Raw genomic sequence first — 17003 nt, 5'->3', positions numbered from 1 at the left:
ACCCGTGCTGTCCGACGCTGAATCGCGCCTCGCTGCGCGTGAAAAACTGGCTGCGAGCGTGCTCGCTGAAAATCGCGCCGCGGGGCGCAAGATCGCCGTCGCCGAAAGCTGCACTGGCGGCATGGTGGCGGCAGCGCTGACCGACATTGCGGGAAGTTCGGACGTTTTTACCGCGGGCTTCGTCACCTATTCGGGTGAGGCCAAGAAGGCGCAGCTCGACGTCAGCGGCGAGATTCTGGAAACCTTTGGCGAGGTGTCGCTGGCGACGGCGTGGGCGATGGCAGCGGGCGCGCTGGCGAACAGCGATGCCGATGTTGCGGTCGCGATCACGGGAATCGCCGGACCTTCGGGGGGCAGCGAAAAGAAGCCGGTGGGTCTTGTCGTTTTTGCGCGTGCCCTGCGCGGACAGGACCCCGACGATTATTTCACGCAGCGCATCCAGTTCGAGTCGACCGATCGTGCCGCGATCCGTCAGGCGGCGACGATGTTTGCGCTCGCGCTGCTTCAGCCCGAAAAGGACGCGCTGCGCCCTTCGGAGGACGTCGCGCTCCCCGCACCGTAAAGCTGGTCCGCGCGCGCTTCGAACGCCGCGATCATCTTGCGCAGCGCCTTGTCGAACATCTGTCCGGCCAGTGCCTCGAACATGCGGTTGCGGAACGAGAAATCGACCATGAAATCGACGCGGCAACCACCGCCCTCGGCGGCCTGGAAATGCCATTCGTTGCTGAGATGTTTCATCGGGCCGTCGATATAGCTGACGATCACCTCATGCGGTCGTTGCTTGTGGACGCGGCACGAGAAGCTTTCACGCAGCCCCTTGAAGCCGACAATCATGTCGGCGACGCTCTCATGCTCGCTGTCGCTGCGGACGCGCAGTGCGACGACCCATGGGAGAAAATCGGGATAATGCGCAATGTCCGTCACCAGCGCGAACATTTGTTCGGCGCTGTACGGCAGATCGCGCGTTTCGTGATGTCTCGGCAATGTCCGTTCAGCCGTTGCCCGTGCGCGCCAGTTGCGCCTCGCGCGCCGCGCGCATCCGCTCGAAATCGTCACCGGCATGATAGCTGGAGCGCGTGAGCGGCGACGAGGCGACCTGCAGAAAGCCCTTGGCACGCGCGATCTGGGCATAGGCATCGAACGCCTGTGGCGTCACGAAGTCGATCACCTTTGCATGGCTGGGCGTCGGTTGCAGATATTGACCCATCGTCATGAAATCGATGTCGGCGCTGCGCATGTCGTCCATCACCTGATGAACCTCCATCCGCTCCTCGCCCAGACCGAGCATGATCCCCGATTTGGTAAAGATCGACGGATCGCGGCGCTTCACGCTCTCCAGCAGGCGCAGCGAGGCATAATAGCGCGCGCCCGGACGGATCGTGGGGTAGAGCCGCGGCACGGTTTCGAGGTTGTGGTTATAAACGTCCGGGCGCGCATCGACGATCGCGGCAACGGCGCTTTCGGGCTTGTTACGAAAGTCGGGGGTCAGAATCTCGATCGTCGTCTGCGGCGTTTCGCGGCGCAGCGCCTGGATGACCTTGACGAACTGGCTCGCGCCGCCATCGGGCAGATCGTCACGGTCGACCGACGTAATGACAATATGCGTCAATCCCATTTTGGCGGCGGCAGCGGCGGTGTGTTCGGGCTCCAGCAGGTCCACCGGGCGCGGCATTCCCGTTTTGACGTTGCAGAAAGCGCAGGCGCGCGTGCAGGTGTCGCCCAGGATCATTACCGTCGCATGCTTCTTGGTCCAGCATTCGCCGATATTCGGACAAGCCGCTTCCTCGCACACCGTATGCAGATTGAGCTCGCGCATCAGCTTGCGCGTCTCGGCATAACCGGGACTGGTCGGTGCCTTCACGCGAATCCAGTCGGGTTTGCGGGCGCGTTGGCTGGGCGGTGGTTGCAACGGGGCGTTCATCGGGCCCACATAGTCGCGCGCGACGCTCTTCTCAACCTCTCTACCTATGCTAAAGCGCGCGCATGACTCACTTTACAGACATGCTCGATGGCTATCAGCGGTTTCGGACCGGTGGCTGGCAGGAACAACGCGACCGCTGGAGCGAACTGGCCGAGGGGCAATCGCCAAAGGTGATGGTGATCGCCTGTTCGGACAGCCGCGTCGAACCCTCGCAGATTTTCGACACAAACCCTGGCGAGATATTCGTGGTGCGCAACGTCGCCGCGCTGGTCCCGCCCTTTGAAACGACGCCGGGACGCCACGGCGTTTCGGCGGCGCTGGAATTTGCCGTGCAGTTTCTGAAGGTCGAGGAAATCGTCGTGATGGGCCACGGCCTGTGCGGCGGCTGCAACGCGGCGCTCCACCAGTCGATGCACGGCGCCGAGCCCGGTCAGGGCGGCTTTATCGCCGATTGGATCGCGCTGCTCGACGACGCGAGCGCAGAGGTTCGCGCGCAGCATAGCGATCTCGACAGCCGCGAAGCCGGGCGCGCGATGGAAATGGCCGCGGTCGGGGTGAGCATCGCCAATCTGCGCACGTTCCCGTGCGTCCGCGAAAAGGAGGCCCAGGGCAAGCTCCGGCTTCACGGCGCCTTTTTCGCGATCAGCGATGGCGTGCTGCATGTCATGGACCCGGCCAGCGGGCAGTTCGCCGCCGCAGCCTGACCCAGATCACCCGCGTCGCGGCGGGCAATAGCGGAGACGATAATGGCTGACGGCAATGTTGCCCTGCTGATCGATGCGGACAATGCACGGCCCGCCGGGCTCGACCCGGTGCTGACCGCGCTTGCGGAGCTTGGCACCGTGAACATCCGCCGCGCCTATGGAAACTGGCGCAAGACGTCGCTCAAAGGGTGGGTCGACCAGCTCCATCATTTCGGGATCGAACCGCAACAGCAGTTCGACCTGACCAAGGGCAAGAATGCCACCGACATGAAGCTGACGATCGACGCGATGGACCTGCTCTATCGCGGACGCCTAGACGGGCTGGGCATCATGTCGAGCGACAGCGATTTCATGCCGCTCGCCATGCGCGTGCGGCAGGACGGCATTCCCGTCTATGGCTTTGGCAGCGCGGCAAAGACGCCCGAAGGATTTCAGGGCGCCTGTTCGCGCTTCATCGACGTCGATGCGCTGATCGACGCCGAACGATCGGGCCTCGATAACGGGAAGGCGCAGGGGCAGAAGAAAGAGGTGGCGGCCGACGTCGTCGAACTGCTGGGCAACGCCTGGAAAGCGGCAAAGCGCGACGATCAGGGCTTTGCCCTGCTGGGCGAAGTCGGCCAGATCGCGGGCAACCGTTCCAGCTTCGACGTCCGCACCTATGGCTATTCGCGGTTGTCGGACATGATCGCCGACATTCCCAATTTCGTCACCGAACGGATCGACGGCGGCCCGATGCGGATCAAGCGGGTCCGCTAAAAGCGCGCGCCCGTCACGGGATGGCGTAGGTCACATTCGCCTGCCCGACCGGCTTGGCGGGGTCGTCGGTCCAGATCCGCACATCCATGACGGCGAGCCGCTTGCCGAGGCGCAGCATATGCGCGTCGGCAAAAAGCGCGCCCGGCCGGCACGGCCGCAGAAATTGATAGTTGAGCGCACTCGTCACCGCCATGGCGACCGGACCGATATGCGCGAGCACGAGCGCATAGGCCGCCATGTCGGCAAAGCCCATCTGTGTCGGTCCCGAAATCAGCCCTCCGGGGCGCAGCGCCTTGTCGGTCGGGTCCATCCGCGCCTGTATATGCCCCGGCGCGGCCGAAACGACGTAACCACGCGATCCGGGGTCGGACTGGGGGAAGGCTTCGGCCATGAAGGCGTTGAGCGCGTCCGCATCCATGCGAATCGCATCCGACGATATCGGCGACGAAATCGAAGCCTCTTCCCCGGTCATTCCGCTCAACGCGACAATTTCTTGTAAGTTGTTGCGTGCGGGCGCGTGGCGCCTTCGCCAAGGCGGCGAATCTTGTCCTCCTCATAGGCTTCGAAATTGCCTTCAAACCATTCGACATGGCTATTGCCTTCGAACGCCAGAATATGCGTCGCCAGGCGATCGAGGAAGAAACGATCGTGGCTGATGACCACCGCGCAGCCCGCGAAATTTTCGAGCGCTTCTTCGAGCGCCGCCAGCGTTTCGGTGTCGAGATCGTTGGTCGGTTCGTCGAGCAACAGCACATTGCCGCCCTGTTTCAGCATCTTTGCCATGTGGACGCGGTTGCGCTCGCCCCCTGACAATTGACCGACCTTCTTCTGCTGGTCGGTTCCCTTGAAGTTGAACGCGCCTACATAGGCGCGCGTCTGCATCTCGTGCTTGCCGATCGACATCAGGTCGTGGCCGCCCGAAATTTCCTCCCATACATTCTTGTTCGGGTCGAGCGCGTCGCGGCTCTGATCGACATAGCCGAGGCGCACCGTGTCGCCGATGCTGACGTTACCGCTGTCGGGCTGTTCCTGGCCGGTGATCAGCTTGAACAAGGTCGACTTGCCCGCACCGTTCGGGCCGATGACACCCACGATCCCGCCCGGCGGCAGCGTGAACGACAGGTCTTCGAACAGAAGCTTGTCGCCATAGGCCTTCGAGATATTGTTGACCTCGATCACCTTGCCGCCCAGCCGTTCGGGCACCTGGATGACGATCTGTGCCTTGCCGGGTGCGCGATTTTCCTGCGCCTCGACCAGCTGGTCGAAACTCTTGATACGCGCCTTCGACTTCGCCTGCCGTGCCTTGGGCGATTGTCGGATCCACTCGAGTTCGTCCTTGATCGCCTTCTGGCGGCCGGCGTCCTCGCGCGCTTCCTGTTCGAGGCGCTTGCCCTTCTTTTCAAGATAGGTCGAATAATTGCCTTCATAGACGAAGTAGCGGCCGCGATCGAGTTCGAGGATCCAGTTCACGACGTTATCGAGGAAATAACGGTCGTGGGTGACGAGAATGACGTTGCCCGGATAATCGACCAGGTGCTTTTCCAGCCACGCGACGCTTTCGGCGTCGAGATGGTTCGTCGGTTCGTCGAGCAGCAGGATCGACGGTTTTTCGAGCAGGAGGCGGGTAAGCGCAATGCGGCGCTTTTCGCCGCCCGACAGATTTTCGACGCTCCAGTCACCCGGCGGGCAGCGCAGCGCTTCCATCGCGATTTCAAGCTGGTTGTCGAGCGTCCAGCCGTCGACCGCGTCGATCTTTTCCTGCAATTCGCCCATTTCGGTCATCAGCGCGTCGAAATCGGCGTCGGCCGGGGGATCGGCCATCAAAGCGCTGATCTCGTTAAAGCGGTCGAGCATGTCGGCGACGGGGCGAACGCCGTCCATGACATTTTCCTTGACCGTTTTCTTGGGATCGAGCTGCGGCTCCTGCGCCAGATAGCCGACCGTGATGCCCTCGCCGGGCCAGGCTTCGCCGGCAAAATCCTTGTCGATCCCGGCCATGATCTTCATCAGCGTCGATTTGCCCGTCCCGTTGGGGCCGACGATACCGATCTTGGCATCGGGATAAAATTGCAGGCTGAGGTTGTTGAGCGTCGGCTTCTGCGCGCCGGGATAGGTCTTGCTGAGACCCTTCATCACGAAACTATATTGGGCGGCCATGCAATGCTCCGGTATTTGGCTGGGCCGCGCTGCGCGGCCGGGAGAGTTGCGCGCCGGTTAGCGAAAGGGCGCTGTCTTGGCAATCGGCGCATATGTCCGGGAGCTTCCCGACAGGGCCGCAAGGCAGGGCTTTTTCCGATTCTCCACGTCCCGCCTTGGTGGCGCTTCGACCTTTGTTTCGGCAAAGTGACAGAAATCCGCCACGCGCGGCCATCTCAATTATTTTTGTTGACGATTCACGCGGAACGACTAAATCCCGCCGCTCGCGGTTCGGGAAATTTCCCATCGCGGAAAGGCATTTTAGGGAGCCCACACATCATGAAGAAATTTGCTGCTATCGCCGTTGCTGCCAGCATGTTCGCCCTCGCCGCTTGCGGTGAAAAGGCTGCTGAAGAAGCCACCACCGAAGCTCCGGCTGCTGAAGCGGTTGCCGAAGAAGGCGCCGACGCCGCTGCTGCTGGCGCCGAAGCCGCTGCCGAAGGCGCCGAAGCTGCTGCCGCTGGCGCGGAAGCCGCTGCTGCTCCGGCTGACGCCGCTGCTGCTCCGGCCGAAGAAGCCAAGTAAGTCACAGCCCTTCGGGGCGTTGACCGAAACGAAACGGGCGGTCTTCCTTATACGGAAGGCCGCCTTTTTCTTTGTCCGCTGTGCGCGCGGGATGGACTTGCACGCGCGCGCTGTCTAAGGCGCGGGTCCGGTCGTCGGGGAGTAGCGCAGCCCGGTAGCGCGCCTGCTTTGGGAGCAGGATGTCGCAGGTTCGAATCCTGTCTCCCCGACCACTTTTCCCATTTGCTTGCCATCGGCACACGCGCGGTCGCTCGCCCGCCATTTCCGCGGGCCCTGCGGAGTCGCTCGGTATCGGCTGCAAATGGCAGAAAATGGTGGGCCCGGCAGGACTCGAACCCGCAACCTAGCCGTTATGAGCGGCCAGCTCTAACCATTGAGCTACAGGCCCCCCGTGGCAACCCGCTGGGGGATGAGCGGGCGATAGCGGAGCCTGCGGCGCATTGGCAAGCGCCAAGGATCAGGCCGCAGCTTTCCTTTCGGCCATCGCCACGATCTCTGCCCCCGTTGTCGCTTCGATGCCGCGCCGCGCAAGGTGGTCGAGGACGATGTCCCACCAGCGATAGAAGCGCTCCAGATCGCTCCGCGAACGAACATAGGGCGTGTTCCCCGGTTGAAGCGACGGCGAGTGAAAGGAGAAATTGAGTACCGGTAGCCGCATCTCGATCGCGATGTCGATCGCCCGGACCGCGCGATTGACGGGAATGCCTTCGGGGGTCAGCGCGATCCGCTCGACCAGGCCGAACCGTGCGAGCGCGGCACCGGCGCGCGATCCGCTGCGCGCGACACGATGATAAAATGCGGCCCCGGCGCGGCCGAGCAGCCCGCCGAACACGGTCGTCACCGGCATCTCGAGCACGGCGCCGACGCCGGCGTGCACCCACCATGGGTAGAGCGGGGCGGTGCGATAGTCGGGGCCATGGCCCGCGCGATAGTCGAACGCCGACCGCACGGAGGTGTCGCAGCGGAAGCCCAGTTCGGCAAGGATCGCAGCGGTTTCGGGGCCCAGTCCGTAACGCCCGGCACGATACACGATCGGTGCCGCGCCGAAACGGTCGCGAATAGCGTCGCGCAGCATCGTCATCTTGGCGCGCTGCAACGCCGTCGACAAATTGCCCGTATAGCTGTTGCGCGCATTGACCTCTTCGTCGTGCGGCGGCGTCACCCAGGGATGAAGCTGCGCGCCAATTTCGCAGCGGCCCGCACCAGCAGCCGCGCCCAGAATGTCGACCGCGCGCTCGTCAGTCACAATGGGCCAGTCGACCAAATAGATCGGCCGGACCCCGGCACGCTGGAAATAGTCCTGGCAATCGGCGAGCGCGGGAACCGACGTCAGCCGGTGCCCGCTTCGCGTGAATGGCGCGTCCCAATCGAAATCTTCCTCGGTATCGATCGTAACCCAGAAACGCGGATGTTCGCCATCGCCGAGCCGGATCAACTCCGACACCGGTGGATATGTGAAAAAATTGCCCGCAGGCTGCACCTTGCCCCCTTTTGCCGCGGCCCGACGCACGGACTACTCGCCCTGCTGGACCTCCCGTTCGGCGTCGGGTTCCGAGGTGGCGGACGGCAGGTACAAGGTCAAGGCGTTATGCCCGATATCGAGCCGACCGCCGATCGATCGCGCCAGACTGTCGACAAGACGAAGAGAGAAACCCAGACTGAGCACCGCGGCGCCGGGAGCCTCTCCTTCCGGACTGAAACCCGGATCGAGCAGATCGGCCGCGGTGGCGAACCGGATCGCCGCCGGCCGGACGAGGCGCAGCTGGAGCATGTCGTCATGCGGTGCCTCGGTAACGAGCTGGCCGACCAAAATTCCGCCCGGTTCGCAAATGTCGACAAGCGCGGTCAGCAGGCGGCCGACCATCCGCCGGGCGTCGGCGTCGCTCGCGCGCCCCAGGAAGGGACCGCTGCCGACACGCGCAAGCGTCATTTCGATACGCTGCTCCGCGAGAAGAGCCGCGAGGTCGCCCTCGACCTGCTTCACGATCGCGCCGACATCGACGATTTCCGCTACCGCCCGCGCGGGATCCGCGTTGCCGCGTCGCGCCGCGGTCTCCAGATCGTCGATGATCGATTGCACCGAGGCCGCGTCAGCGACAATGGTTTCGGCCATCGTGCGATAGGATTGACTGACCGGGCCGAACATCTGGCCCGAGATGATCTGCGCAAAGCCCGAAATTGCGTTGAGGGGGCTGCGCAGTTCGTGGATCAGCTGTCGGATCGAATCGCCCGAGTCTTCGGCCTGGGCGCGCCCATAGGGCAGTTCATTATACTGCGGTCGCCGCGCCGACCCGCGATAGCCGCGAAACTGTCCCGTTGCCACGTCGAACCAAGGCAGCGCGGAGAAGCGCCATTCGCCGGCCTCATCCGCCATCCCCTCCAACCACATTCGCCCGTTGGCGATTTCGGCGCGCTGACGAAAGGCACCCGCCGCGGCGCCGTCGGTGCCGGGTTCGCCGCCGAACGCCGCATCGGCGATCGACAGCCCGATCACCGCGCCGCGGGTCACCCCATCGACCCAGTGGATAACGCCGTCCGGGCCTGTTTCGAACTGGAACGACCGGCGTGGATTGCGCGTCAGCGTGGGCTGGCCGCGGCGCGACTGATATTTGTCGATCCGGCGGACGAGTTCGCTGATCTGGCTTGGCGCAGCTTCGGTTCCGCTCTCTGCCTTCGCAACCTGGTCTGGCGCAGGTTCAGCGGCCTCGTTCACCGCCGGCTGAGGCAGCGCGACCGATGCGCTGCCCAGCGCGGCCAAGGCGCGAGCCACGCTGTCGGGCAAGTCGCGCCGCCCTGCTAGCACCGACCGCGCCATGGCGTTCGTCGCGGGCAAAAGCGCCAGCCAATCAGCTTCGCTGAGCTTCGCCTCGCGCAGCATCGATACCGAAACCGCGGGAACATCATTGGCGTAAAGCGCAACGAGCGGCGCGAAGCGACCGTGGCGCGCGATCGCGCGCGCGCAGTCGCGGCGCACAGCCTCCGGCACATGGGGGCGCAAAACCGCGAGCGCGTGCAGGCTGCGGCGAATATCGTCTTCGTCCAGTTGATTACCGCGCTGCGCCAGAATATCGGAAAGCTGTCGCCATGCCGTGACGCGCGCCCGGCGGTCGGCGGGTTCCTGGCGCAAGATGGTGGCGATCATCGAGTCAGCAGTCACACAAAACCAGCCCCGCACGCTTGTTAGTTACCCTATGCTTACCGGCTAGCGTGAATCCCGCGGTCACGAAAGTGCATTAACCATCCACGTCACATTGTGGGACAATTGCAATCGTCTGAAATATTATTATGGTCTCGGCGATTTTGGAAAGCGGATGTTTCAACGATGGCTAGTCAGAAATTCGACCAGATTGATCTGCAGATACTAGGCGAATTGCAGAAAAACGGGCGCATGACGAATGTGGAGCTGGCGCAAACGGTGGGGCTGACCGCCCCCCCTTGCCTGCGGCGCGTCCGCGCACTCGAGGAGGCGGGCGTCATCCGTTCCTATCACGCCGACCTCGACGCCGCGAAACTCGGTTATGGAATCACCGTGTTCGCCATGGTCAGCCTGCGCAGCCAGGCCGAATCAGACCTTAAGGCTTTCGAGGATTATGTCGGCGGACTCCCCGAAGTGCGCGAATGTTATATGTTGAACGGCGAAATCGACTTTCTGTTGAAAGTCGTCGCGCGCGATCTTCAAAGCTTTCAGTCGTTCCTGACGGCCCATCTGACGTCGGCGCCGAACGTCACCAGCGTCAAGACATCGCTGACGATCCGCACGGCCAAACAGCTTGCGGGAATTCCCGTCGAAATCTGATTCCCATCATCAAAGAAAAAGGGCGCCGTCCTTTCCGGAACGGCGCCCTTTCATTTTATGTTGTCGCGATCAGCTGGCGGCGGGCGCAGCAGCCTTGGCGCGAACGGTCCACAGCTTCGCAAGCCGCGCGCGGTTGCCCTGTACCTTGGCAAAGCTCGCCACGGCGGCATCGCCCTGCCCGGCGAGTGCCTGCGCGACGCCCAGGCGGAACTGCGCCACCGCATCGGTCGGCGCACCCCTTACCGCGGCTTCATAGAGCGGGATGGCCTTCGCGGGTTGCCCGATGCCGACCAGCACATCGCCGGTCGACCGCGCGGCCTTGGGGTTGTTCAGCGTAGCGGGCTTGCCGGCATCGGCGGCGACGGCAGCCGCGTCGGTCGCCGCGCGCGGCGTCTGCGCTTCCAGGATATTGCCGAAATGCGTATCGCCCTTCGGGATCACGCCGCTATTCTGTCCCTGCTTGATCACCGCCACGGCTTCACCCGGATAGCCCGCTTCGACCGCGAGCGAGACATATTCGAGATATTCGGGACGCTCCGTCATCGCATTGGTCGCGCGCATCAGGCGAAGAATATCGAAATTGAGCTCCTTGTCGCCGCCCGATTGCTGCAACAGGATATACAGCGTGTTGCGCCACGTTGCGGGCGACGGATAATCTTCGACACGCATCGTCAGCACGTCGAGCATTTCCTCGGTCCGGTTTGCCTTCTGGAAGGCTTGCGCCGGGCGGACGTACAGCTCTTCCGACGGCTTCGTTCCCGCGGCGCGCGCGGATTCGATACCCGCTTTCGCCATCGCCCAGCCCTTGTCGATCTGTCCCGCATTCAAATAGCTGTCCATCAGGATCGCAGGCAGCGCCGATTCGGTCGAACCCGCCGCCTTCGCCGCTTCGAGGCGCTGGATCGCCTTGGCGTAATTTTTGGCGCCATAGGCGAAATTGCCCGAATAGAAATTATAGGTCGCGACATTTTCGGGGGGCGTCAGCCCCGACTCGATCATTCCGTCGAGCCCCTGCCCCTGCATGGCGGTGTCCTTGTTCAGAATGCCGAGCTGAAGCTGGTAGAAAGCAACAAGATAATTGTCGTCGGCCGACGTCGCGCTCGCCTGCGCCTCGCCCAGTGCCGCCTGCAACGCCGCCGCATCCTTGGCACCGGTCGCTTCGGTCAACTTCTTGAGTGCCGGACCGAAACCCTTGCTCGGCTTGAGCGCCTGGCCCTTAGCGGCCTCTTCCTTTTTGGGTTTTTTCTGGGCCGCAGCGGGGGTCGCGGTCGTCATCAGCGCGCAACCCAGCACGGCGGCGATCGCCGTTGCAGGCATCGAGCGGAAACGGTTGAACATCGAAATCTCTCCTCTGAAACTCGCCGACCGTCCACCGCGCTAACAGGTTCGGCCGCGTGTCGTTAACGCGGCTAAACCCGTCGCGTTGCCATGGCAAGACGGACGCTATCGATAAATCTTTGGCCGGGTATGGCTGAACCGGGATTGAACCCGCCAAGCCGTCAGAAAAGGTCTAGGCGATCTCGTCGATCGCGCGGTTGATCGCCCGTAGCGCAGCGGGATCGCCCGGCGCGCCCGCCATCGCGGCTTCGGCAAGTTCGATAAGCGGGATAATCCCGAAGGTCGCGGCAAGGCTTTTCAGCCGCAGCGCCGCCATTTCCCAATTGGCATCGCACCGCGCGCGGCGGAGCAGGTCGGCCAATTCGCGCGCGCTATCGGCAAAGGCCTTGCGAAGATCGGCCGCCATTGCCGGATCGTCGCCGCAGGCGGCGCTCAGATAGCGATCGAGAGGGCCGCTGTCGAACGACATTCCACAGCTTTGGCAGCGCGTGGTTAAGTTTCCGTTTCATGGCGGGCATTTGATGCTAAGATGGCGCGATGGCAGGGGAAAAGAAAATCGTGGGATTGTGGCGGGATTCCGCGGCAAACCAGGAAGCCGCCGACGCGGCGCCGGTCGACGATGCGGCGGGCGATCGCGCGGCTCAATCCGACGCGGACATTGCGGGCGATCGCGAATGGCTGGATATGACGCCGATCGACGAGATCGAGGACATGGAAGCCGAAACGCCCGACGCCCCCGCATGGCTGGACCGCGGCGCGCCTGCGCTTCTGCTCCTTCTCGCGCTCGGGTGGACAGGCTTCGCACTCGGGGTCGCAACCGATGGCTTTGTGCAAAACCCGCCACTCGCCGATTGGCCGGCGCTCATCGCGACACTCGCGACGCCACTCGCACTGCTGGCGCTGCTCTGGATGCTTTGGCTGCGATCGAGCCGATCCGAACAGGCTCGTTTCGCGCGCGTCGCTGCGGCGCTGCGCGCCGAAAATCTCGCGCTCAACCAGTCGATGCACGCATTGGGCCTGCATCTGGCCGATGCGCAACGACAGCTTGGCGAACAGGCGCGAAGCGTTCAGCAGCTTGGCCTCGATACTGTGATGCGGCTTAACGAAAGCAGCGACAAGCTGGCCGGCAACGCATCGGTGATCGCCAATGCGCACGATCAACTCGCGCGATCGGGTGATATTGCGATGCAGCGGATGGACGGGCTTCTCGCCGGGCTGCCGCGGATCGACGATGTCGCGCAGCGGCTTGCGGTCAATTTCCGCGAAGCGGGTCTCGTCGCGCACCAGCAGGGCGCCAGCCTCGAAGCAAAGCTGGCTGCACTGGGCGAGGAGGCGGCGCGGACGGCCCAAGCGGGGCAGGCCTCCACCGAAGGCATATTGGAAGCGATTGTCGCACTTCAGGAGCAGACGAAGGAAACCGAAGGCGGGCTGATCGCCGCTTCGGCGCAAGTTGCCGCCGCCCACGATGCGGCGCTCGCGCGGTTGACGGAAACCGCAGCGGCCGCGCGCGGCGACATGACCGATACGCTCGCCGCATTGACGGCACAGGCCGACGATGGCTGGCGGCGTTTCCGCGAAGCTGTCGAAACCGCGGCCGCATTGATGGACTCGAAGATCGCGGCAGCACGCGACGCCGGCGACGCCATGGGAGCACAGCTGTCGGCGCACGCCGACGCCAGCGACGCGCTCGCCGCACGCCTTGCCGCCCATGTCGCGGAAACCGAAAGGCAGCTCGAAACCCTGAACGTCAACGTCGATGCCAGCACGGGCGTCATCGCGCGTTCGATCGAGGAAACGAAGGCGCAGCTCGCGGCCTTTATGGAGCAGGTGCAGACCAGCAACGGCTCGGCGGCGCAACTTATCGGCCATGCCGAATCGCTTCTGCTGGCGCTCGATGCCGTGACCCGCGAGCTCGACGAAACGCTGCCGCACGCGCTCGATCGTATCGCCGCGCACGGCCAGGCAACGCAATCGGCGCTTTCCGATCTGCGTCCGCTGCTTGAATCGTCGGAGCTCATTGCCCAATCGACCGTGTCGCACGTCAACGCGGTCCAGGCGACGATCGAGTCGAACGAAACGCGTATGGCAAGCCATGCCGAAACGCAGCAGGCCGTGGCAGACCGGTTCAACGCTGCGCTGGTCGAAGCCGAAACCGCGCTGGCCAAACTGCGCGGCGGCGCCGACGAATTCAGCGAACAGGGCGGCGCCCGGATGATTGCAACGCTCGCGGAGGTGCGGACAACGGCCGAGGCGGCCGCAAACGAAGCGCGGTTGACGCTCGAACGCCTTGTTGCGAGCGCGCGCGAAACGATGCAGGCCGCGGCGAGCGAGGCGCTCGACACGGCGTTCCATACAGAAGTGAAAGCGCAGCTTGCGGCGATTGAGGCGGCCTCGACGCGTGCGGTGGCCGCGGCGAACGGCGCCGCCGACCGGCTGATGCGCCAGCTGGTCACAATCATGGATACGAGCGCGAGCGTCGAACAGCGCGTGAGCGAAGCTGAACAGGCGATCGCGGCATCGGACCGCGACACGCTCGCGAAACAGGTCGGCGTGCTCACCGAAGCGCTCAAATCAACCGCAATCGACGTGACCAAGATCCTGTCGAGCGAAGTCAGCGACACCGCATGGGACGCCTATCTGAAGGGCGATCGCGGCGTCTTTGCCCGCCGCGCGGTCAAGCTGGTCGAAAACAGCGAGGCCAAGGAAATCCTGCGCCTTTACCAGAATGACGATGGCTTCCACGCCGCGGTCAACCAGTTCATTCACGACTTTGAAGCGATGCTCCGCCTGCTCATCGGCGCGCGCGACGGGTCGGCGATCAGCGTGACCTTGCTCTCGTCGGACATCGGCAAGCTTTATGTGGCGCTCGCGCAATCGATCGACCGGCTGCGGAGCTAGGCGGCAACCGAGCGAGAGCAGCCTTTTCCCTCATCGTCATCCCGGCGAAGGCCGGGATCCCACCCTAACGGTTTACCGCACCGGCGAGATCCCGGCCTTCGCCGGGATGACGGACAAGTGAGGGAAACTCCGCATACCCAAAGCCGATGGCAAGGTTCGGTACAACCTGCCGGAAATCAAACCCGCCCCGTCAGCACGTCGGGATCGGCCCAGCCATTCACATAGGCCACATAATAAGCCGCGAAGGCGACGGCGGCGGTGATCGTCATCTGCAACAGGATGCGGCCCGGGCGGATGGTGGCAGGCGCGCCGCGGTCCTGGCCGGCGACGAGCGGCGTGTCGTCATCGCTTGCGCGGCGGCCGTGGAAGGGCAGCACGAAAAAGGCACTGAACACCCAGAAGAGGGTGAAGATCGCGAGCGCCGAAGTCCATTTCATCGGTCGGCGCCCTGTCCGATTTCAACGAGCATCACGTCGACGACGGGCTTCTTACCTGTCCAGTCGGTTGCGACCCGGCGCACGCCCAGCCGGATTGCCTCGCGCAGCTTGTCCTCGTCGCGCGCCGGACCCATGGCGACCTGCTCCGCGGCTTCGCGCATTTCGTCGATGAAGGCTTCGCGCTCATCCTCGACGGGGACGCCGCGATAGCTGACCGCGCAGTCGACGAAGCGCTTGCCGGAAAAGATCACCGCGACCGAAATCTGGCCGTGAAGCGATAGTTTCCGCCGTTCGTTGATCGTCTCGCCATCGGCGGGCAGGATGACGTCGCCGTCGAGGATCAACCGCCCCGCGCGGACGCGCTCGACGATCTTGGCCGTGCCGGGAGCGAGCTGCACCAGGTCGCCATTTTCCTGCACAAGTGCGTCGGGAACACCCTTTTCGAGCGCAAAGCGCGCCTGTTCGTGCATGTGGCGGATCTCGCCGTGCACGGGCAGAACGAGCTTCGGGCGCAACCAGCCATAGAGCGCGGCAAGTTCGGGCTGCCCCGGATGCCCGCTGACGTGGATATGCGCCTGTTTTTCGGTGACGGTCAGAATGTCCTTCGCGGCGAGCTGGTTCATGATGCGGCCGATCGCCACCTCGTTGCCGGGAATCTGCTTTGACGAGAATATAACGGTGTCGCCGGGTTCGAGTTTGATCTGGTGGATGTCGGCCGCCATGCGCGCCAGCGCAGCGCGCGGTTCACCCTGCCCCCCCGTTGCAATGACCATCACCTTGTCGCGCGGCAGGCGCATCGCCTCGTCGAAATCGACCGTCGGGGGGAAATCCTTAAGATAGCCGACCGAGCGCGCGACACCCAATATGCGGTCGAGCGAACGCCCCGCGACGCACAGGCTGCGCCCCGTCGCTTTCGCGACCTCGCCCAGCGTCTTGAGCCGCGCGGCATTCGACGCAAAGGTGGTGACGACCACCCTGCCCCTTGCCGCGCCGACGGCTTCGAGCAGGCCGTCCTTGACCCCGCCCTCGCTGCCCGATGGCTGTGGGTTGAAGGCATTGGTCGAATCACAGACAAGGACATCGACGCCCTCGTCGCCGATCGCAGTGAGCGCCGCGGCGGTCGATGGCGTGCCGAGCACCGGATCGTCGTCGAGTTTCCAGTCGCCGGTGTGGAACACACGGCCATGGGGCGTGTCGATCACCGCCGCGCTCATTTCCAGAATCGAGTGCGCGAGCGGCATCAGGCGGATACCGAAGGGGCCGACCTGAAAGTTGGCGTCGATGTCGACGACCTTGATCTCGACCTCCTCCTCCAGCCCCTCTTCGGCGAGCTTGTGCGCGATCAGCCCCGCGGTGAAGCGGTTGGCATAGAGCGGCACGCCCAGGTCGGCGGCGAGATAGGGGATGGCTCCGATATGATCCTCGTGCCCGTGCGTGAGCACGATGCCGAGCAAATCCGCCTTGCGATCCTCGATAAACTCAAGGTCGGGCATGACGATGTCGATGCCGGGATAATCGTGACTGCCAAAGGTCACGCCGAGATCGAGCATGATCCATTTGCCGTCGCAACCATAGAGATTGGCGTTCATCCCAATCTCGCCCGATCCGCCCAATGCGAGAAAAAGCAGCTCCTTGCCCGGAGTCGTCATGTCGTTCGTTTCCGTTGATGATAAAGATGCATCAGTCCGTTGAGGGTCAAATCGGGTTCGATGCGATCGAAGAGATGTGCCTGTTCCTGAAAAAGCGTCGCGAGGCCGCCCGTCGCGATGACCGTAAGCGGTTTGCCGATCTCGGCCTTCATGCGCGCGATCAGCCCTTCCATCATCGACACATAGCCCCAATAGACGCCGATGTGCATCTGGCTTTCGGTGGTCCGCCCGATAACGCTGTCCGTTGCAGGGGCTTCGATGGCGATCCGCGGCAGTTTCGCCGCCGCGGCCACCAGCGCTTCCAGTGACAGGTTGACCCCGGGGGCGATGATCCCGCCCATATAAGCGCCATCGGGGCCGATATGATCGAGCGTCGTCGCGGTGCCGAAGCTGATGACCAGCTTGTCCTTGCCCGGCTCGACCGCCTGCGCCGAGATCGCGTTGCACGCGCGGTCGGCGCCCACCGACTGCGGTTCGTCGACCTTGAGCGCGATGCCCCAGCTCACGGGTTCGCGGCCCGCCACCAACGCGTCGACACTGAAATATTTGTGAGCCAACAGTTGAAGATTGTGGAGCGCGCGCGGCACCACGGTCGATATGATCACGGCGTCAACATCGGCGCGATCATGCCCCTCGATCCGCATCAACTGATCGAGCCACACCATATATTCGTCGGCGGTCCGGCGGTCGTCGGTTGCGATGCGCCAGCGTGCGAGCAGCTCGTTGCCGCGAAAGAGCGCAAATTTGGCATTGGTGTTGCCGACATCGATCGCAAGCAGCAAG

General features: G+C 63.7%; 17 protein-coding genes and 2 tRNA genes. 7 read left to right on the top strand and 12 right to left on the bottom strand.

Features of this window, described 5'->3' with window-relative positions; genetic code table 11:
• The first annotated feature begins 4 nt into the window (after nt 1-4).
• On the top strand, nt 5-562 hold the full coding sequence (locus RIA72_RS03645; RefSeq protein ID WP_350031005.1) for a CinA family protein: 558 nt from the start codon (nt 5-7) through the stop codon (nt 560-562).
• Here the strand turns inward: RIA72_RS03645 and RIA72_RS03640 are convergent.
• Nucleotides 505-984, bottom strand: coding sequence for a type II toxin-antitoxin system RatA family toxin (locus RIA72_RS03640; RefSeq protein WP_350031004.1), 480 nt, complete (start codon nt 982-984; stop codon nt 505-507). The two genes, RIA72_RS03645 and RIA72_RS03640, sit on opposite strands and share 58 nt — an antisense overlap.
• 7 nt (nt 985-991) lie before the next feature.
• Nucleotides 992-1921, bottom strand: a complete 930-nt coding sequence (lipA, locus tag RIA72_RS03635) for a lipoyl synthase (RefSeq protein WP_350031003.1) — start codon at nt 1919-1921, stop codon at nt 992-994.
• A 62-nt stretch (nt 1922-1983) separates the two neighbouring features.
• Here lipA and RIA72_RS03630 point away from each other — a divergent pair, with 62 nt between their 5' ends.
• On the top strand, nt 1984-2625 hold the full coding sequence (locus tag RIA72_RS03630; RefSeq protein WP_350031002.1) for a carbonic anhydrase: 642 nt from the start codon (nt 1984-1986) through the stop codon (nt 2623-2625).
• 42 nt (nt 2626-2667) lie between these two features.
• On the top strand, nt 2668-3381 hold the full coding sequence (locus RIA72_RS03625; protein WP_350031001.1) for an NYN domain-containing protein: 714 nt from the start codon (nt 2668-2670) through the stop codon (nt 3379-3381).
• A 13-nt stretch (nt 3382-3394) separates the two neighbouring features.
• On the opposite strand, the gene RIA72_RS03620 is transcribed toward RIA72_RS03625, so the two are convergent.
• On the bottom strand, nt 3395-3799 hold the full coding sequence (locus tag RIA72_RS03620) for a PaaI family thioesterase (protein ID WP_350031000.1): 405 nt from the start codon (nt 3797-3799) through the stop codon (nt 3395-3397).
• Between the two features lie 59 nt (nt 3800-3858).
• Nucleotides 3859-5538 (bottom strand): energy-dependent translational throttle protein EttA, encoded by a 1680-nt coding sequence (gene ettA / locus RIA72_RS03615; RefSeq protein ID WP_350030999.1) that lies wholly within the window; start codon nt 5536-5538, stop codon nt 3859-3861.
• Nucleotides 5539-5856: 318 nt separating this feature from the next.
• Between ettA and RIA72_RS03610 the strand changes: the two genes are divergently transcribed.
• Both RIA72_RS03610 and RIA72_RS03605 read left to right on the top strand, forming a co-directional pair.
• The gene (locus tag RIA72_RS03610) at nt 5857-6102 is read left to right on the top strand and encodes a hypothetical protein (protein ID WP_350030998.1); all 246 of its coding nucleotides are present in this window, start codon (nt 5857-5859) and stop codon (nt 6100-6102) included.
• 135 nt (nt 6103-6237) lie between these two features.
• Nucleotides 6238-6314: transfer RNA gene (locus tag RIA72_RS03605), tRNA-Pro, on the top strand.
• 100 nt (nt 6315-6414) lie between these two features.
• Here RIA72_RS03605 and RIA72_RS03600 read toward each other — a convergent pair.
• The 3 genes from RIA72_RS03600 to RIA72_RS03590 all read right to left on the bottom strand — a co-directional run bounded on the left by RIA72_RS03600 (nt 6415) and on the right by RIA72_RS03590 (nt 9244).
• Nucleotides 6415-6490: transfer RNA gene (locus tag RIA72_RS03600), tRNA-Ile, on the bottom strand.
• Nucleotides 6491-6559: 69 nt separating this feature from the next.
• The gene (locus tag RIA72_RS03595) at nt 6560-7612 is read right to left on the bottom strand and encodes a polysaccharide deacetylase family protein (protein WP_350030997.1); all 1053 of its coding nucleotides are present in this window, start codon (nt 7610-7612) and stop codon (nt 6560-6562) included.
• A 3-nt stretch (nt 7613-7615) separates the two neighbouring features.
• Entirely contained in the window at nt 7616-9244 is a 1629-nt protein-coding gene (locus RIA72_RS03590) for a histidine kinase dimerization/phospho-acceptor domain-containing protein (protein WP_350030996.1), read from the bottom strand.
• A 180-nt stretch (nt 9245-9424) separates the two neighbouring features.
• Between RIA72_RS03590 and RIA72_RS03585 the strand changes: the two genes are divergently transcribed.
• Complete coding sequence (locus RIA72_RS03585; RefSeq protein ID WP_350030995.1) at nt 9425-9898, top strand: Lrp/AsnC family transcriptional regulator; 474 nt, start codon at nt 9425-9427, stop codon at nt 9896-9898.
• Nucleotides 9899-9967: 69 nt separating this feature from the next.
• Here RIA72_RS03585 and RIA72_RS03580 read toward each other — a convergent pair whose 3' ends face one another.
• The gene (locus RIA72_RS03580; RefSeq protein ID WP_350030994.1) at nt 9968-11236 is read right to left on the bottom strand and encodes a tetratricopeptide repeat protein; all 1269 of its coding nucleotides are present in this window, start codon (nt 11234-11236) and stop codon (nt 9968-9970) included.
• A gap of 172 nt (nt 11237-11408) precedes the next feature.
• Entirely contained in the window at nt 11409-11705 is a 297-nt protein-coding gene (locus RIA72_RS03575) for an Hpt domain-containing protein (protein WP_350030993.1), read from the bottom strand.
• A gap of 68 nt (nt 11706-11773) precedes the next feature.
• On the opposite strand from RIA72_RS03575, the gene RIA72_RS03570 reads away from it, so the two are divergent.
• Nucleotides 11774-14134, top strand: a complete 2361-nt coding sequence (locus RIA72_RS03570) for a coiled-coil domain-containing protein (protein WP_350030992.1) — start codon at nt 11774-11776, stop codon at nt 14132-14134.
• A 176-nt stretch (nt 14135-14310) separates the two neighbouring features.
• Here RIA72_RS03570 and RIA72_RS03565 read toward each other — a convergent pair whose 3' ends face one another.
• From RIA72_RS03565 to RIA72_RS03555, 3 genes are read right to left on the bottom strand one after another with little or no spacing between them, the layout of a single operon-like run.
• A complete protein-coding gene (locus RIA72_RS03565; protein ID WP_350030991.1) occupies nt 14311-14571 on the bottom strand; it encodes a DUF1467 family protein in 261 nt (86 codons plus the stop codon).
• Nucleotides 14568-16220 (bottom strand): ribonuclease J, encoded by a 1653-nt coding sequence (locus RIA72_RS03560; RefSeq protein WP_350030990.1) that lies wholly within the window; start codon nt 16218-16220, stop codon nt 14568-14570. Before RIA72_RS03560 ends, RIA72_RS03565 begins: the two co-directional genes overlap by 4 nt.
• Nucleotides 16217-17002: a type III pantothenate kinase gene (locus RIA72_RS03555; RefSeq protein ID WP_350030989.1), complete on the bottom strand. Its 786-nt coding sequence runs from the start codon at nt 17000-17002 to the stop codon at nt 16217-16219. The genes RIA72_RS03560 and RIA72_RS03555 overlap by 4 nt, the downstream gene beginning before the upstream one ends.
• Nucleotide 17003: the final 1 nt, after the last annotated feature.

Origin of the sequence: Sphingopyxis sp. (assembly GCF_040216815.1) — a bacterium.
In the GTDB taxonomy this organism is placed as follows: domain Bacteria; phylum Pseudomonadota; class Alphaproteobacteria; order Sphingomonadales; family Sphingomonadaceae; genus Sphingopyxis.
The sequence above is the reverse complement of the archived record's forward strand: the minus strand, read 5'-3'. Positions and strand labels throughout refer to the sequence as shown.

What these genes read in the sequence shown, in the direction of transcription:
- RIA72_RS03565 (WP_350030991.1), bottom strand. Translation starts at nt 14,571, where the DNA reads ATGAAATGGACTTCGGCGCTCGCGATCTTCACCCTCTTCTGGGTGTTC.
- ettA (WP_350030999.1), bottom strand. Translation starts at nt 5,538, where the DNA reads ATGGCCGCCCAATATAGTTTCGTGATGAAGGGTCTCAGCAAGACCTAT.
- lipA (WP_350031003.1), bottom strand. Translation starts at nt 1,921, where the DNA reads ATGAACGCCCCGTTGCAACCACCGCCCAGCCAACGCGCCCGCAAACCC.
- RIA72_RS03620 (WP_350031000.1), bottom strand. Translation starts at nt 3,799, where the DNA reads ATGGATGCGGACGCGCTCAACGCCTTCATGGCCGAAGCCTTCCCCCAG.
- RIA72_RS03580 (WP_350030994.1), bottom strand. Translation starts at nt 11,236, where the DNA reads ATGTTCAACCGTTTCCGCTCGATGCCTGCAACGGCGATCGCCGCCGTG.
- RIA72_RS03630 (WP_350031002.1), top strand. Translation starts at nt 1,984, where the DNA reads ATGACTCACTTTACAGACATGCTCGATGGCTATCAGCGGTTTCGGACC.
- RIA72_RS03625 (WP_350031001.1), top strand. Translation starts at nt 2,668, where the DNA reads ATGGCTGACGGCAATGTTGCCCTGCTGATCGATGCGGACAATGCACGG.
- RIA72_RS03590 (WP_350030996.1), bottom strand. Translation starts at nt 9,244, where the DNA reads ATGATCGCCACCATCTTGCGCCAGGAACCCGCCGACCGCCGGGCGCGC.
- RIA72_RS03610 (WP_350030998.1), top strand. Translation starts at nt 5,857, where the DNA reads ATGAAGAAATTTGCTGCTATCGCCGTTGCTGCCAGCATGTTCGCCCTC.
- RIA72_RS03560 (WP_350030990.1), bottom strand. Translation starts at nt 16,220, where the DNA reads ATGACGACTCCGGGCAAGGAGCTGCTTTTTCTCGCATTGGGCGGATCG.
- RIA72_RS03570 (WP_350030992.1), top strand. Translation starts at nt 11,774, where the DNA reads ATGGCAGGGGAAAAGAAAATCGTGGGATTGTGGCGGGATTCCGCGGCA.
- RIA72_RS03585 (WP_350030995.1), top strand. Translation starts at nt 9,425, where the DNA reads ATGGCTAGTCAGAAATTCGACCAGATTGATCTGCAGATACTAGGCGAA.
- RIA72_RS03575 (WP_350030993.1), bottom strand. Translation starts at nt 11,705, where the DNA reads ATGTCGTTCGACAGCGGCCCTCTCGATCGCTATCTGAGCGCCGCCTGC.